A 16,204-nucleotide genomic window follows, 5' to 3' on the forward strand; every position below is an offset into this window, starting at 1 on the left:
CTCAAGATCAAAAAGACTCCATGTCTTTGGACAATGTTGGTGAGGTTATCGAAAAGATACTTAACGACCAGCAAAACAACCTCTTGGCTGCGGCCAAGAAGCGCTTGGCCGACAACACCCTCAGCACAGATAGCTACGATGACTTCAAAGATATCTTCGGCCAAGAAGAAGGTAAATTTGTCATGGCTCACTGGGACGGCACAGCTGAAACAGAGGCCCGCGTCAAAGAAGAAACCAAAGCAACCATTCGCTGTATCCCTCTGGAAGGCGATATCGAAGCTGGAGAGTGTATTGTGACTGGCAAGCCCTCTAAGCAACGCGTGGTCTTCGCCAAGGCATACTAAGGTTTAAGTCTCTTATCGCCGGGCTAACTCTTTAAGGAGAGTTATCTCGGCACTCACAGCCGCATTCAACACAGCAGTACTGAGTATCCGGATTGCATCCAGGGTCGCAGGTGCAGTTTGGAATGCAATACGCTCTAGACTCCCCTGTTTCTTCATCAACATCGCAAGCAAGTGTTTCACCCGGTTCACAGCAAGTTGGGTAGAAGCCGTCGCACGCATCCACTGACGTCGCCCACGAGCAATCTCCATCCGCGTCACAAGCCGCCTCTGAACCAAGGCCTCCGCACACATTGTCCGCCTCACTCCAAAGCGCGCAACACCCAATAGCGTCCACACAGCTGTTGACAGTGCCTTCCGGGGTAAAGCCTGCATCACAGTTTGGAATCGGCTCGCAAAGACAGCCGGCGGTACAAGCAAAGCCCATCGGACAACTGTTAACCGAACCCTCAGGATCGCAACGAATGGCGTCGGAGTCATCACACACACATGTATCGGCTATTGGCTCACACTCCGATTCACTGGTCAGTGTCTCGCAGCCGTCACAACTGGTATTTGGCACACAGCGGTCCACAAGTTCGCCAAGGGTGCAATCTAACGCGCAGCTGTCGTCTGCACAGCTGTAGCCTACTGAACAGCTCGTGGAATCATCTCCAACACAGCTTCCGGGACTTGCATCTTCCGCGCAGACAACTCTCACACAGGTCTCATCATCGCTGCACTCATCCAAGCAAGGCACCGGTTGCCAAGAGCGGTATGAAAGAATCACCGTGTCCCCTTGCTGCGGCACATGGTTTGCGGTTCTTGCGAAATCGACTTCGGCCTCTTCCAGGTTGCCATCAAGTGAGCAATCACCCTCGCCGCATTCTCCGTCGATGGGATCGCTCTTAAAGCCGATGGAGTTGCGACTCGCATCGTAGAAAAAACCACTGGTTCGAGACCGCTGCACGGGCACGTAAACGTAGCCGCCATCCTCTGGTCGCGAGATGCCGACCTTCAAGGTCGATGCTATCGGCGAATCTTTCAGAGGATAGGGAGCGCTCAAAATAGCAAGGTCAGAGGTAAGCCGCTGCATGAAATCAAGATAGTCGTCGGCACAAACATCTTGAGTTCTGCCCAGCGAGCCAATCGCCATGGAGCGGTAAGCCTGACCATCTCCTCGGCCCCACGTAATCGCTCCGCCTTTACATCGATCCTCGATGGCTGTTCCGGCAATGCCATAGCCAGACTCACCTTTATTGCGAACAATGGCGTACACTGGTCCAACATCTCGAAACCCAAGAGGCAGGTCGTCTGTCCCGTCCAGTGCCTGTTGAGCCCGCAGCAAGCGCTTACAGGGCTGACAATCGTTTAGAGGTGTCGCCATCTGACAAGGGTCGCCGACTCCTTGAGTATAAGCGGCATTCCACGCGCAGCGCTCATCTGCATTACATGCGGCTTCGTTGCCGACCAAAGAGCAAATATTCGAACAGAATTGCCCAGCGTTGTTCCAACTGCACGTCGCTCCTTGAGTGCCATTCCAGGCGGTGCATGCCGATTCATTGCCGATACCCTCACAAGGGTCACCCACACACGTTAGAGCTCGGTCTGCTACATCGGACGAGCAAACCTGAGTACCTTGTGTGCGCCAACTCTGGGTACTGTCGCGGCTGGTTGAATAACCAAACGAGTCTGGCCCATAACCATCAGGAAGCCCGGTACGAAAGTTTTGACTCTCGCAGTAATCGGCTTCACAAGTTTCTTCAGTCGTAGGGTCACCATCTTGGAACCGGCAATTCAATGGCAGCGGCGTTAAATCTGCGAGCGCCGCGGAAGACGCGCAATCATCTTTAAAATAAAAGTCTTCTTCATCTGATAGGAAAACCGTCACCAATGGAACCGGTGTGCAATTTGGGTCAACCCCCGGTGAACAGGGGATACAACCTGCATCCACCTTGGAGCAGGCAAGTCTCATATGTTCCGCTGCAACATAGCCCTGCGGTGAGTCTTGAGGTTCCCAGTCGCGTGGCAACGCAGGCACAAGCTTTTGCAAAGCCCGCAGTGCAGACCGGCTGCCATGTTCCGGTGATGAGTGCGGCCGGGCGCTGCTGGTTTGCCCGCTTAAATCTGGCAAGCCGCCCATGGAGCGAATCAAATCACAAATTTGTGAGGACAAGACCCGGGGTCCATCACTGCACACCTCTGTAAGACGCTCACAATAACAGTCTGAATCATCCAAACATGCGGTTCCTGAATTAAAAATCGTATAACTTAGATCCATGGCATTCGTCTCACAGAATGCTCCTGGCTCACTCCCCAGAAACTGACCATGCTCGCTCAAAGCCTTGCGGCCGCCGTTCGATTCAAAAAATGCAGCAAAGCCATCTTCATCAGCACAGCTATTAAAGTAGCGCCGCTGATAACTGCTTGGGTCTAAGCTATCTACAGAGCGAGAATCGCAATCGAGGTACAAGCTGTCTTCATAATAAAGCGAACCGCCCCCGCCCGGTAAATTCAGCCCTGCACTCAGTGCGTTCTCAAATGCGAGTTCGTAGTCTCCCTCTAAAGTACAACCTGCCGCGCACCGTGTGGCATCGCAAACGCCTTCCCCGGTACTTGCACATGTTGAATCACAATTGACGGGGCAGAAAGTCATGCAACCAATTGTTTGATCAGCGCAGGTTCGATCACAAATCGTGTCGTTCGATGGGACCATCGCGGTGCACGTTCCATCGCAAACTGGGACACACTGCGTCTGAGCAACACTAGACGGGTTGGTCGTTGTCATCGCCAAACGAAAATCCACAATGCCTGAATTACTCGTCAAGACCACCTGAGCATCCCGCGACGCTCTCTCTAAGCGGCCGATGATCTGCTGCATAGAGCGTGAGTCGTCCACAACCCAGAGAACATCAACTTGAGCTTGAGATTGCTCAAGACCTTCACACTCTTTTTTAACTTGCGCATCAAATCGCCCAAGCGCCGTGCCATCGGTTAAGTCTTCGAGGCTTGCGAGTCGTTCGCCAAATCGGCGGGCAGCTTGATAACTTGTACTGGCATCATCAGGTGTTAAGGCCAAAAGAACCAAGACCGTCGCTTCTCCAGACGGGCCTTCTTGAGACAGTCGTTGCACCGCTTGGAGCTGAATCGAGAAGTTGGTGTAACACCGGTCGATCACCGAGCAATCAACGTCCCCATAAACCGGGTCAATGGCTGGCGGTGTTTCTTCAGGATCTGGACTCTGACCGTCCAGGAACCCGTTGATGAGCAGTTCATTTCTCAAAGAGAGTGCGCTTTGTTGTGAGTCTACACGGATTTCTATCTGGCGCTGAGCCATAAGTATCGGTGCTGAAGGCAAATCATCATGAGCAGGTCGAGCAGTTAGCGATCCTATTTCAACAACAGAGTCAAATTGAGACGCCAGATCTAACCGAATATCATCAAGGATATCGTCCAAAGGACGGTCGTCTTCACGCAAAGTCATAAACCCATAAATATCGGCATTCAGGATACGGGTATCACCTGTTTCCTGAGTGACCATACGCGGCGACTGAAAAAGATGCCCCCAGAGCGTATCGGCCTCTTCTTGTGGGTTAAACCCATTGCCGTTTTCATCTACGCCAAAGGGCTGAACGAAATAGGGCGCGGGCTCAGAACATAAGCCCGACACACACTGGCCGCCATCTGGACAACTCTCTTGACTTCGAACATCACATTCAACACCCGTCTCCAGCCACAACGCTGGCAGCGCTAAACGATAATCGTGACTGGACCGGCTGCTTGCGGCGAAGGTAAGTTGATTTAAGTTTTGTGAAGCACACACATTCCATTCAGGGAACGCCTGAGAGAGCGATTCCGGTGGTAGGTCGAAGACACGAGGATCTGTCTCCACCGCACCTTCGTCGAATAGGCAGTTGCGGTTGGCATCTTCTTCACCGTCCGTCAGCCCATCATTGTCAGTATCTTCAAGAAGTGGATTGGTACCGCAATCAAATTCAGGGCAAATATCGCCGTCAAACTTAACTTCGCAACCGTCAACAAGACCATCGCCATCGGAGTCTGGAATGAGAGGGTTTGTCTCACCTGCACTCACAAAGCCATCGTTATTCGCATCCTCACAAAGCTGAACTGCGGTCCCTTCGGGACAACCATCAACCAAGCCGTCATAATCTGAATCGCTTCGGCGCGGTTCGAGCTCACCTAAATCGCGAATCCCATTTTGATTCCAATCCTCAAACCCGTCAACGAGGCCATCACAGTCTGAATCGGCGAGCCACGGGCAGGTTTCACTAAGAACCGCAATCATCTCCGACGGGTCCAAAGCATTGATCACATCAACTCGGTTGCACACTCCGTCTTGATTGGCATCTTCAATATTGTCGTCTATGCCATCGCCATCGCTATCCGGTACACGCGGATTGCTCTCCCCTTGTGCTTCGGATGCTTGCCAGCAACCGTCTTCATTTACGTCGTCAAAACCATCAACTTGGCCATTGAGATTGAGATCCTCTTGGCCATCGGTCAGACCGTCGCCATCGGAGTCCGGTAAAAGCGGACTCGTTTCCAAAACAAGATCCCAAACACCATTACCATCAGCGTCTTCGATACCATCCAAAAGGCCGTCATGGTCTGTGTCTGGGTTAAGAGGGTCGGTCTCGCGGGTGTTTAGAATGCCATTGCGATTAAGGTCTTCTTGACCATCTGCTAAAGCGTCGCAGTCAGAATCAGCATGGAAGGTTAAGGTTTCACCTGCATCCACAGTGCCATTTAAGTTTCTGTCCTCATAGTGATCAGGGACTCGGTCACCATCAGAATCAGCGGTACGTGGATCACTCTCACCGGCAACGTCAACTCCCAGCACAAAACAACCATCACCATCGGAATCTATCCAACCGTCCACTTCGCCATTCAAGTTGGCATCTTCAAGGCCGTCGTCTAGGCCATCGCCATCGGTATCGGCTCGAATCGGGTGGGTTTCCGAAGCATCGTAACGCCCATCTAAATTTCGATCTTCAACTCCGTCTCCAAGACCATCGCCATCTGAATCCTCAAGGCCTGGATCAGTCTCAATAAAAACTCCCCCTACGACGTCGCGCTGACCATTTTGATTCTTATCTTCACAGCCATCGCCAATCCCGTCGCCGTCGGAGTCCCAGTTCCCAACATGACCAGCCGGTTCAAGTGCGTCTTCTATACAATCGGAGTCGGTGTCAGATGCCGATGGGTCGCATGTGCACACCAGCGGCTCTTCGCCGTTGTCTATGTCTGGGCCATTGCCTATCCCGCCAGGTTCAGTGCCGGGATCAGTCGTATCTGCGCATGAATCATCGAGTTCGCAAATCGGCTGGCCATCTTCAGTGGTAAGCGTTCCGTCGGGCTGCACACAGGTGCCATCCTCGAAGCAGAATATTTCGGGCTCCTTGGGAGATTCACATCCCATTCCGGAGACCAGGACCAGGGCGAGTAAAACGAGGCAATTGATTCGATGGAAAATCATGTGACTTAAGTTTTAGCCCGCTCCGGTAAGCTGCGCCAGCTGCCTGAAGATCAATTTTGAAACGAATCCACAAGTGCCTAGAATTTAATACAAAAAATGCTCTTCCCAAAGCGGTTGTGGTTGTTGTAGAAGCGCCCCTCTGACAACTGTGGAGTTAAGTTATGGCAGCAGACGGAAAACGAAGAAAAATCATTCGCAAGCGCAAGGCTAAGGCCGCTGGTCAAGACCGTAAGCGCAAGCTCGCTCGTGAAGGAAGCACCCAATCAGCGGCAGCTACTTTCGGCGACAAAAAAGAATAAATTTTCTTTAAAATCAAAGAGTTCGATGAACCCTTCGCCCACCTACGCGAGGGGTTTCTTTGTTTGTACATGGCTAAAAAAAGCCTAATTCAGCGCTCTCCAAACCCAAAAACCGACCCAGCACTGCAATCAACCCAAGATGGTAAATCCGCGGTTCGAGCACCGAATCCGAGCGGCCGTGGAGAACACAATGGTTCAATGGACGCACATATCTGATGTGGGGCTCCCAGATTGAACCTCAAAAATGCTCGGTTCTGAGGTAAATCATCAGAGTTTGGCTCAGCCGATCATTCTTTAATCCATCGGGTGCCGCGGTCTTCACGGCCCAAACGAAGCGAACCGTTTGTGAATTTTATCAGCCCCGTGAAGCCAGAATAGACTCTGTGAGAAAGAAACAGCCCAGACACAAGAGCGCTAAAGATGCATAGCCTCGTGCCTCGAAAGGGTCTGACTGCCCATCGGCGCTCAAAGCCACTGATACGACCTGATCGCCAGTTCCCGCCCCCATGGCTTGAGCCACTTGCTCAGGCTCTACCGGCGTAAAATCTGACTCCAAAAGAGAAGGGTTCATCGCGAGATCTAAAGCAGGCTGCCTCGACCAACCAGCCTCAAGAACTCTGACTCGGTAGATTCCTGCATCCCGGAGTCCGGCCACTCGAACGGCGGATTCGCCATCGGCAGGTCTCGGGACCCGAATCGGCTCTGACTCCGCAATTTGAAACTCCATCGCTTTCGAAGCTGTGGGGAGATTGACCTCGATATTTTCACCAACTCGCCCAATACGCCGATACCCGGTCATCACCGCTCGCCCCAGGTAACGGATGGTGCGTTGTAAAAATGCCGGGAACGATGGACGCAGTGCCAAATCAGTGAGGCCTAGGTCGATTGAGGTGGTCAAAAGCATAACTCGGCCAGCCAACTCCCCAGTTGCCTCAACGAGGGCCGGTGCACCGTTTGAGAAGCGCATCAACGGGCGTGCGTGAATCCCGCTGCCCACCGCCAAGTTAAAGTAGCTCCGGGTTTTGCTTTCCTTAAGTCCCAGCTCAAAAGCGAGGTCCATCCCAGAAAAGATAGGGTGCTCACGCTGAAGATCCGTCAGTCCCACGGGCGGGGCCCCCAACACAGGATCCGCCTCGCGGTGCAGGTCTCGTAGCGGATGCGGTAAAAGCTCTTTCAGGGTTTCGTTCATCGCTTCAAAGCCGATTTGGTTGCCGAGGGTTAAGAAAAGTCCCCCGCCATCAACAACATGCTTCGTCAACGACTCCACCACTTCGGGTGAAAGCTCAGCCACATTGGCCAATAAAACAACATCTTGCTCATTAAGAAGCGATGGCTCTTGAGCAAGCTCGCCTGCTGTCACCATTTTAAGATTAATCCGCGCGTCGCCAGCCGGGATGGCTTCCAGCGCTCGTTCTAAGAAAAAAAGTTCGTCGTCATAAGGCCGGCTTCTTGGGTCTCCGTTGACCGCCAGCACACTGACCTCGGGCGAAATATCCACTACAAAATAAAATGAGTCGTCTTGAGAAAAACCATCGCCCGAGCAGCCCTGCAGCCTAATTTCACCCGTAAAATAACCCGCTTCGTCAAAGCTTAGAGTAAGAACTTTTTCAGCTTGGCCTTGGGGCGCAATCGACACGTAGCCGCGCTGCTTAACATCATCTCCAACTCGAACCGAAAGGCCACAACGGCTCACTGGCTCGGCGCCATAGTTACGCAGGCCCACAGTAAAGCGGCGCTCTCGTGGGGAAAGCCCCGTCGTTTCAATGGCCAGAGATTCAATCGCAACATTAGCCAGGGGTACATTCCCTGTACGCCCGGCTGCATCAATGAGCCTGATTTCGGGAGCGGGAACCAAAGTTGTTGGCTGTACATTCGCAAAATTGGATGCTGCCAAATCTCCAACAACGGCAAGGACAACCCCTTCTCCCCCTTGAGGAACCTGAGCCAAGGCCTGCTCCATCGCGCTGCCCAAATCGGCACTTCCTTTAGACAGCTCGATCTTCGCTATCCGGCTGCGGACGGCCTGATGATCCAAACTTGGGGCCTGGAAGGGCGTTTCAAGTTTTTCTCCCGCAATCACCAAGCTCACGGCATCACCGGGCTCAAGGTGAGTTACCAAATCTGTAGCTTTGGTTTTCGCATGCTCAAGCAGCGTCTTCCCGTCGAATTCGTAGGCCATCGAGGCTGAATGATCGATGACCAAAAGAAGCTTTCGGGCGACATCACTTTGAACTCGGTCTACCACCGGCATCGGTCTTGCCACTGCCATCACCAGGGCAGCAATTGCCAAAGTTCGCATGAGTAGCAAAAGCCACTGGCGCAGTTTCTCACGTTTGGCCAAGCGGCGGTTTACCGCCATGAGGAAATCAAAGGCCGCAAAGGCCTGAGTTGGGGCGTTTCTACGTCCAATCAGATGGATAATAATGGGCAGTGATGCCCCCGCTAGGCCCAATAAAAGCCAGGGATTTAGAAAGCTTACGTCCACCTAGGCACCTTGCCTCGATGTATTTTAGAAAGCAAGCCGCATAAAGTCACATCGAACCAGATCAAGCGGTGGAAACAATACAGAAAGTATCTTGCCAGCTACCAGATCCTCAAGTAGAAGCCGCGACAAGGTCAATTTTTGACTTCCCCCAGGAGCCGATAATGAAAAAGTCACTTGTGATTATGATCGCTATGGTAACCACACTGTCCAGTGGTTTCTTCGTCCTCGAAAATGCTCGAGCCATCAATGGTGGCGGGGATCAGGAAGAGCGCATCGACGCCAACCTTTACCGCGTAAAAGTCGGTAGTAGCTGGCACAATGTCCCGCTGATGCCCCTCTCAAAGACAACTTGTCGAAGTCCTTCACGTCTGATTCGTCCTTATTGCAACTAGACAAACTCAGTCTATCTATCTGAGATTAGGTCAAAATCAGTCACCCCCCCATAAAATCTACGCGGATAAATGTGATGAGCATTTGGCGTGAACCTCCAGAATATGTGACACTCATAGTGGACATCCTTGTGTCTTGGCGGCGACGAACGGCGGAGAAGCCGGGTTGGTTGCCGGGGGAATTAGGCACGAATAGGGCGTAATTGTGATTGAATTGAATATTGATTGGCAAGGGCTCTATGCAGCCTTTCAAACGAACACTGCTGAATACAAATGTTTTCTAGATCTTGCGTCGGGAAAAGTCATCAAGCTTGGCCCCGGAGACCCAGAACACGAGAAGGTTAAAAGCCAGCCCGGTGCCTACCGCACCGTGGAGGTCGTACCCTCACGAATCCAGTATCAATGGGTAAGTGAATTCGTAAAAAGCATTGAACATGAATCCATAAAGTCTCGCATGGAGGCGGCCATCAACGGCAAGGGAGCATTTCGTCGATTTAAAGACATTTTGCTTACGCTTCCCGATGAGCGGCGTCGCTGGTTCGAGTTTCGCGACCGGCGCATGCGTGTGAGGGTCACGGAGTGGATCAAGGAAAACGGGATACTCCCGACCAACGAACCGACCTGGGGCGACGAAATCGACTCGGCTGAATTTGAAGCCGAAACTGCAGCAGCGACAGCAACCGTTGCAGCCGTTGTTGAGGCCGCATGCAAAGGCGCTGAAACGAGCCTCGACTCGGAATCAGCTCAAAAAATTGCGGCAGCACTGCTTGATTCGTTTCAAATGATTCCTCGCTAAAGCTTTCAGCCAAGATTTAGCACTCTGGGCTTGAACCCTGTCGCTGCGGTCAGTAGAAGCTTTCTCTACCTTGGAGACAGCCCATGTACCTGCGACAAATCGTCACCACCCTAGTTCTTGCCTTGCTATCTTTCGCATGCGCACCCAATGCCAAATTGGCAAAGCTTGATCCCAAGAGCGCAGAGTACAAATATGAAGCTGCTCTGATCGCGCTTGAAGACGGTATGTACCCAGAGGCCGTTAAGGGCTTTAGTGACGTTAAAAGTAAGCATCCCTACACTGCGTTTGCACGACTTGCAGACTTACGAATCTCAGATGTTTATTTTGAGCAGGGTAAGCACGATGAATCGATCGGTAGCTACCGGCGGTTTCTCAAATACAACCCGGGCCACCCAGAAGTGCCCTACGCCATGTTCCGTATTGGCGAAGCTTATTATGAACGCCTACCGCAAGATTGGTGGTTCTTGCCGCCCTCTGCAGAAAAAGATCAGCAAAGAGTCCACCAAGCCATCGACGCTTTTCGAGGCCTCATCAGCCGGTTTCCCCAAAGCGACATCGCCAAAAAAGCGAGTGAGCGGGTAGCAATCTGCCGCACACGCTTGGCTCAACACGAAATGTATGTGGCTGACTTTTACTTTAAACGTGACCGTTTTAAAGCTTCCGCCAAGCGAGCAGAAGGTATTCTTCAGAATTACCCCGGCCTCGGGCTCGACGCTCAAGCACTTTGGATTACCGGACAATCTCGCTTTGAGATTGGTGAATTCGAGGTGGCCAGCCTAGCTTTAGACCGATTGATCAAAGAGTTCCCAGCATTCGAAGAAGCTGAAGCGGCCAGCCAAACACTGCAGAAGATCGCCAATCAAAAGCCAGTAAAAGCTGAACCCGAAGCTCCTTAAGCCCATTGAGCCCCATCTGAGCTTATCGTGGCAAAACCACGAATAATCCTCTCAAAAATCAAAAATCCCACGACAATCTTGTCTACGCCCATGCTCATATGCTCCACCGGCTTGAAGGGCTGGCCAAGAACCGGTACGGTTACTCATCATGGGACAATACGCACTCTTATTCATTTCTGGTAAGTACAAGACCGCAGAATTCCCTCTGCCCGAGAGCGGGGAGTTATTGGTTGGGCGATCCGCAGACCTCGACCTCGTTTTGAGTGAAGAGATGGTCTCGCGAAAACACGCCAAGATGAAAATTCAGGGTGACTCCATGGTTCTTACCGACCTAGGTTCCACCAACGGAACCTACGTCAATGGTGAAAAGATTCGCCGTCATGACGTAACCCTCGGTGACCGCCTCCTCCTCGGAACCTCTATCATTCGCGTGATTGAAGCATCCGACATGACCATCGATGAAGCTATCCGCGATGATGCTGATGCCGTTCGCCAAATGATGAGCGAGATCTCAGAAAAGAATGTTGAAAGCATCACCATGACCGGCAGTCTCGCAGAAGTACCTCTGCCTGACTTGTTGCAACTCTTTGCAAGCAACCGACGTTCCGGTGTGCTTGGCATCAGTGGCGATCACAACGGAAAATTGTACCTTAACGAAGGGCAAGTCGAGTTTGCTCTGATTGAAGGCCAAGACCTCGCACCCTACAAAGCGTTTTGCCGAATGATTGGTTGGGGCGTGGGTGACTTCAGCCTTGAAGACCGGGACGAAGACCAAACTTTCAGCGAGCTCTTAACCGAACCAACTGAAAATCTCCTCATGGAAGCCACGCGCCAAAGCGACGAGCTTCAATCACTCTACGATGGACTGCCTGCCACAGACACGGGGCTGACCTGGGCCGTTCCCATGATGCCGAAACTCTCCAGCCTGTCCAAAGAACAGCTCGATACCATCCAACTGGTACTCAATTGCGATAATATTGGTGAAGTGGTGGAAGAGAGTCCAAGAACAGACCACGGTGTTTTAAGTGATCTGCAATATCTACTTCGTCAGGGTTACCTAGAAGAAGAGTAGAGCCGGCTTTATTTAAAGCGCTGCGTCCACGTTCTTCGCACCCATAAACTTCAAGTAAACTGAAATATCATCAGGCTGAGCAATGTCTTTAAGTTCAGCGGCAAGTTTCTTCAACGCGCCTTTGTCCAGATCTGCAATCTTGGAGACTTCATCTGAATCCGTGAGGCCATCGTCATTCTCAATATCCAGGTGGTCCAACGCTTTACCCAGCATCGGTCGCATCCCTAACAACCATACACGCAAAATCTCTTCTGACATTTCGTCATCGGTTGTCGTTTGCAGAACGTCGAAAAGCGCCTGTGCTCGAAGCGCATTCTTTGCGCCGGGCTTACGAACTTTCGGTCCTTTTTTAGGTAACTTAATCGAGTGTCGAGCGAAATAAACTTCACGAGCCTTGCGAGCTGATGCGGAGAATATTTCCATAAACTTCTCTGAAGATATGTCACGAATAATCTGAGTGTAGTCTGCCACTTGGAGGCCTCCTGAACGTCAATGCGTCAGAGCTTCTAATGTGCATCCAGACATTTGGCAAGTTGTCACAGGCAACGCGGCGATTCCCGGACCACTTAATCCGTATATTTTACCCTTAAAAGATAGGCCACTGCGTCCCGTGCGCTCTCAAGGCTGTACCCATAGTGGGCTTTCAGCCTCTCAAGCATCGCTTCAACCTGTTTCAGCTCTTTAGCGTCGAGGGTGGAGCGATCCTGCGATGCATAGCGTAGGAAATTTTGATTGATGCTGCAGAGTTCTTCACGCCTTTCAGCATAAAATGCGTCCCGCAGCTTCCGAATATAAGTCTTGAACATCTCTTCATAATCCGGAGTGCAATTAGGCTTCTCGAGGGACCTGGCCCCGATTGCGGCAATGATAGACCGGCGAAAATCTTCAGGTTTCTCACCCTCATTCACCAAATTCTTCTCAATATCCCGCATCAAGCGGCTGTCCGGTTCTTCGAGCGTCCCTGTGTTCGGATCCACGAGTTTGGCACTTTTCACCCAATGCGACACATGTGAAATGTAGCGGGTGAAAAGCTCGCCATAGCTCTCATCACTGGCCAGCCCCATGGAATCGCAAATCTCATCGTCAGTCCATTGGGTAAAAAGCTCACGGACCTGTTCCAAAAAGCCCACATGATCGTGGTAACCATCTTTTGCCTCTTGCTTAAGGAAATCATAAACCGACTTCGCTTCCAGAACTGCCTCGATTTCACTGAACACCGCCAAGGGGCTCAAATAGCTATACTCCTCGTGGTAGGCTGCATTGAGTAAAACACTTCGGATTTCACGTGCACTCGCGCCTTTAATCCCTTCGTAATTCATCCGGCGTCCGGCCTGGCGATGAAGATCCTTGAGGCTATGGCGCAGCTCCCGAGCTTCCCGTGTGGTCAGCCGGTGAGGGACTTCTCCCTGATCGTAAAGGCGAAGCTTTTCCATCGGTGTTAAGGAGTCTATGACTTCGCGAACATCTTCTGGAAACTCTTCAGAGTTGTTGCGGCGCATCCGCGTTAAAATTGCCCAGAGCGCAGCCACGTCTACAGCATGAGGTGCAATGTGGCGCCCCACCACACGTTCGGTAATCGTCGCATCGTAAATAGCCCGCTCGTCCCCGAAGTGGCGAAGGTATGGAACTTTGATCAATTCCATACGGCCTTTGAACGAAGGAAAATCTGGATGCTGTTTGAATGCATCGAGATAAGTTTCGTTGGTACTGGCGATAAACATCATGTCCAAATGAAGCACGAAGCTATCCATCGTCACTGTCGACGTTTCCACCGTGCTTAAGAGATACTTAAAGCTATCGACCGGGCGCTTTAGAAAATCACTGAACTCAAGCAGGCCTCTGTTCGCACTCACCAACGGACCAGTCGGCTGATAGAGCGACGTATGCTGCAAAGCTTTAGGCAGCGCCGCCAACGATTTGTCTGCGGTAAGCTGCTGAATTCTAGCATCAACAGCCATTTGAGGCTCGATGGTTGCCATGCCGCAACGGTACTGACGAGAGAGATAAATTCTCTCGACTTGAATGTGGTTGAATACCTTCGAAACATCACCATCATAGCTCGCTAAAAGGGCATCAAAAATGCGGCGACTTTTATAAGATAAGTCGCCGCCACGTAGGTACTCACTTAAAGAACGCCCAACATGTTCGTCCGTGGCCCCAAGAACCATATTGGGAGCCAGTGCCTCTAAAAGCTCCGTTCGCTGAGAACGTGGAACAAGAAAGAGTGGGTGATCGTGCATCTCGCACGGCACGCGTGCATCAATGTCGTCAGCTCCAAGGTAAGCATAGGATTCACCGGCAGCGCCTGCACGTTGCGCGGTCCCAAAGCCGATACTGTCTTTGCTGTGACGCGTAGCAGGAAAGATCCAATTGAAGCTATAGATCGCGCCCTCGGCTAAACGTGAGTAATCTTCCAGCCCGGCCATTAAAGCACGCACCAAGGAGCTCTTCGCGCTGCCGTTTGGACCATGGAGCAAGATGAGTTTATTCACTCGGCCTTCACGGGCAAAATTCGAAAATGTTCTATGAATCGCAACCTGAACATCTTCTTGCCCTGCGACCCTGCCCTCCCCATCATTAAACGGGCGGTCAAAGACTTTAAACCGCGTAACCTCGCCGGTGGCGCGATTGATCGACTCGGTGCCATAGTGCTCCATCATGTCGACCATGTACTGCGCCGAAGACCGCAAATGAACTTGGGGCTCCTCGCAGATGAGTTGATAAAATTCGTGGAAACTCATGATGGTCTTGTCCGCATGAAACGAATCGCGAACTTCACCCATAAGGGATTCAAGTGATGGTTCTGAGGACTTTTTGCTCATACCAAAGCATACCACGGACCGAGATGACTGCCAGCATCAAGAACATCCCTCAAATACTTCCATCAGCTTCGCACACGCCTTTCCAAGGCGGCTTTGCGCATTGAAGCAAGAGATTCACTGCTTTCGAAATCTCTGATTTTTACAGGGCTCGTACCTTTTCAACCACTCACGAGGCCTTAAAAAAGATGGCGTGTGGCAGAAGCTATTCGCTGTGTGCAAACAAAAGCCCCAAGTCCATCGTTTTTGCCGCCGCTGTAAAATGCCAACGCATCAGCAACGAGTCTCGGGGTACACGAAGGACCAAAACTCCTTGGTCAATATACATCTGAGGCCAATGCGAAGCCGGTACTCCTGCCAACCTCTGCGCAAGTTGATGCATGCCCTTCATCAGTTTGATGCTGCTTTGCTCATCTGCACTCAATTTCTGCATCGCTCTACTCAGAGTTGCTTGTGAGCTGGCCAATATTGCCTCGAGCGCATGTCCGGCGAAACTTCCATCATCAGGAACCCACAGACCTTGCTTTCTTGCCAAAGCCACCGCTTGAGCCTCAAAGAGTACGCCCAACCCCGCGGCGTGTTGCTTATGCGTGGGTGCCAATTTCTCAAAGACATAACGCAGAGCCTTTTCCGCTTGTCCCAACTTGCGAAACCCTTTGCTCACCCCTAAGTTTCGGGCTCGGCTCGGCACATCTTCCACACTTGCCGTTTGCTGATTGAGTAAAGCCTCACGCATCCCACTGCCTGGCACCATCAAGGAACGGACACCAAACATCCGGTGCAAGGCTGCGACGACCAAGCCAGCCGGTACAATGATATCCGCTCGGTCTGCTCGCAAGCCTAATATCTGCATGCGTTCATCGACGCTCATAGAAGCGATGCTTACCAGCTTCACAGGCAACCGCTCCAAATCGATCATGGGAATCGGGCCATGTCCACCGGGACAAATCCTGCTTAATGCATCGAGGTTTCCGCCGCTGCCTACGGCCGCAGGAACCTTTCCTCGGCGCCCCACTTCGCTTCTTAAATCCTGTAAAACTTGGTCGAGCATTTTTAAAAGCGTTTGGCGGCCCATCGGAGCACCCAACTCAGGATAACGCTTCATCAACCGAACCGTGCCCAAAGAGGTCGACATACGAAAAAGGCCATCGGAGCGCTCAAGCTCTAAACTTCCGCCCCCTAAATCGACCAGGAGTGTGCGGCCACTTACGCCGCCCGCCGCTTGAACCAAAGCCCGCCGTGAAAGCTCACTCTCAACCTCACCATCAATGACTTCAAGCTTTATACCGGTCTCGCGTTTGATTCGCTTAACAACTGCCGGGGCATTGCTTGCCGCTCGCATCGCTGCCGTAGCCACTGCTCTGTAAGAGTCAATTTGATGTTCACTGATTAAGCCCGCGATTTCGTGGAAAACAGCCACCAAATCTTGAGTGGTTTGGCGACTGAGTTTACCGAGCGAGAAGGCATCTGTGCCCAAGCGAAGGCCATAGCGATGGTACCCTTCATCTCTCACGTGGCCCAACGCATCAACCGCTTGCCACACCAAACGGATCGCATTCGAACCCACATCGACTACGGCTACCCGAATCATACCCTCGTACCTCGTTAAATCCCCACCTTCTCGTATCACG

At 51.8% G+C, this 16,204-nt stretch carries 11 protein-coding genes; 6 read left to right on the plus strand and 5 right to left on the minus strand.

Features of this window, described 5'->3' with window-relative positions:
* The first annotated feature begins 20 nt into the window (after positions 1-20).
* Positions 21-344, plus strand: a complete 324-nt coding sequence (locus tag HOK28_00125) for a hypothetical protein (protein ID MBT6431464.1) — start codon at positions 21-23, stop codon at positions 342-344.
* Between the two features lie 31 nt (positions 345-375).
* On the opposite strand, the gene HOK28_00130 is transcribed toward HOK28_00125, so the two are convergent.
* Positions 376-5,817 carry a hypothetical protein gene (locus tag HOK28_00130; protein MBT6431465.1) on the minus strand — a complete coding sequence of 1,814 codons (5,442 nt, stop codon included), beginning with the start codon at positions 5,815-5,817 and terminating at the stop codon, positions 376-378.
* A gap of 161 nt (positions 5,818-5,978) precedes the next feature.
* Between HOK28_00130 and HOK28_00135 the strand changes: the two genes are divergently transcribed.
* Positions 5,979-6,116 carry a hypothetical protein gene (locus HOK28_00135; GenBank protein MBT6431466.1) on the plus strand — a complete coding sequence of 46 codons (138 nt, stop codon included), beginning with the start codon at positions 5,979-5,981 and terminating at the stop codon, positions 6,114-6,116.
* 355 nt (positions 6,117-6,471) lie between these two features.
* Here HOK28_00135 and HOK28_00140 read toward each other — a convergent pair whose 3' ends face one another.
* Entirely contained in the window at positions 6,472-8,601 is a 2,130-nt protein-coding gene (locus HOK28_00140) for a VWA domain-containing protein (GenBank protein MBT6431467.1), read from the minus strand.
* 161 nt (positions 8,602-8,762) lie between these two features.
* Between HOK28_00140 and HOK28_00145 the strand changes: the two genes are divergently transcribed.
* The 4 genes from HOK28_00145 to HOK28_00160 all read left to right on the plus strand — a co-directional run bounded on the left by HOK28_00145 (position 8,763) and on the right by HOK28_00160 (position 11,754).
* A complete protein-coding gene (locus HOK28_00145) occupies positions 8,763-8,993 on the plus strand; it encodes a hypothetical protein (GenBank protein MBT6431468.1) in 231 nt (76 codons plus the stop codon).
* 202 nt (positions 8,994-9,195) lie between these two features.
* A complete protein-coding gene (locus HOK28_00150) occupies positions 9,196-9,786 on the plus strand; it encodes a hypothetical protein (GenBank protein ID MBT6431469.1) in 591 nt (196 codons plus the stop codon).
* Between the two features lie 83 nt (positions 9,787-9,869).
* Positions 9,870-10,682 (plus strand): outer membrane protein assembly factor BamD, encoded by an 813-nt coding sequence (locus HOK28_00155; protein MBT6431470.1) that lies wholly within the window; start codon positions 9,870-9,872, stop codon positions 10,680-10,682.
* Positions 10,683-10,830: 148 nt separating this feature from the next.
* Positions 10,831-11,754: a DUF4388 domain-containing protein gene (locus HOK28_00160; GenBank protein MBT6431471.1), complete on the plus strand. Its 924-nt coding sequence runs from the start codon at positions 10,831-10,833 to the stop codon at positions 11,752-11,754.
* A gap of 12 nt (positions 11,755-11,766) precedes the next feature.
* On the opposite strand, the gene HOK28_00165 is transcribed toward HOK28_00160, so the two are convergent.
* From HOK28_00165 to HOK28_00175, 3 genes are all read right to left on the minus strand, one after another.
* A complete protein-coding gene (locus HOK28_00165; protein ID MBT6431472.1) occupies positions 11,767-12,225 on the minus strand; it encodes a hypothetical protein in 459 nt (152 codons plus the stop codon).
* Positions 12,226-12,320: 95 nt separating this feature from the next.
* Positions 12,321-14,576, minus strand: a complete 2,256-nt coding sequence (locus tag HOK28_00170) for a serine protein kinase PrkA (GenBank protein ID MBT6431473.1) — start codon at positions 14,574-14,576, stop codon at positions 12,321-12,323.
* Positions 14,577-14,778: 202 nt separating this feature from the next.
* Positions 14,779-16,164 (minus strand): hypothetical protein, encoded by a 1,386-nt coding sequence (locus tag HOK28_00175; protein ID MBT6431474.1) that lies wholly within the window; start codon positions 16,162-16,164, stop codon positions 14,779-14,781.
* Positions 16,165-16,204 lie beyond the last annotated feature (40 nt).

Source organism: Deltaproteobacteria bacterium (genome assembly GCA_018668695.1).
Taxonomy (GTDB): Bacteria; Myxococcota; XYA12-FULL-58-9; order XYA12-FULL-58-9; family JABJBS01; genus JABJBS01.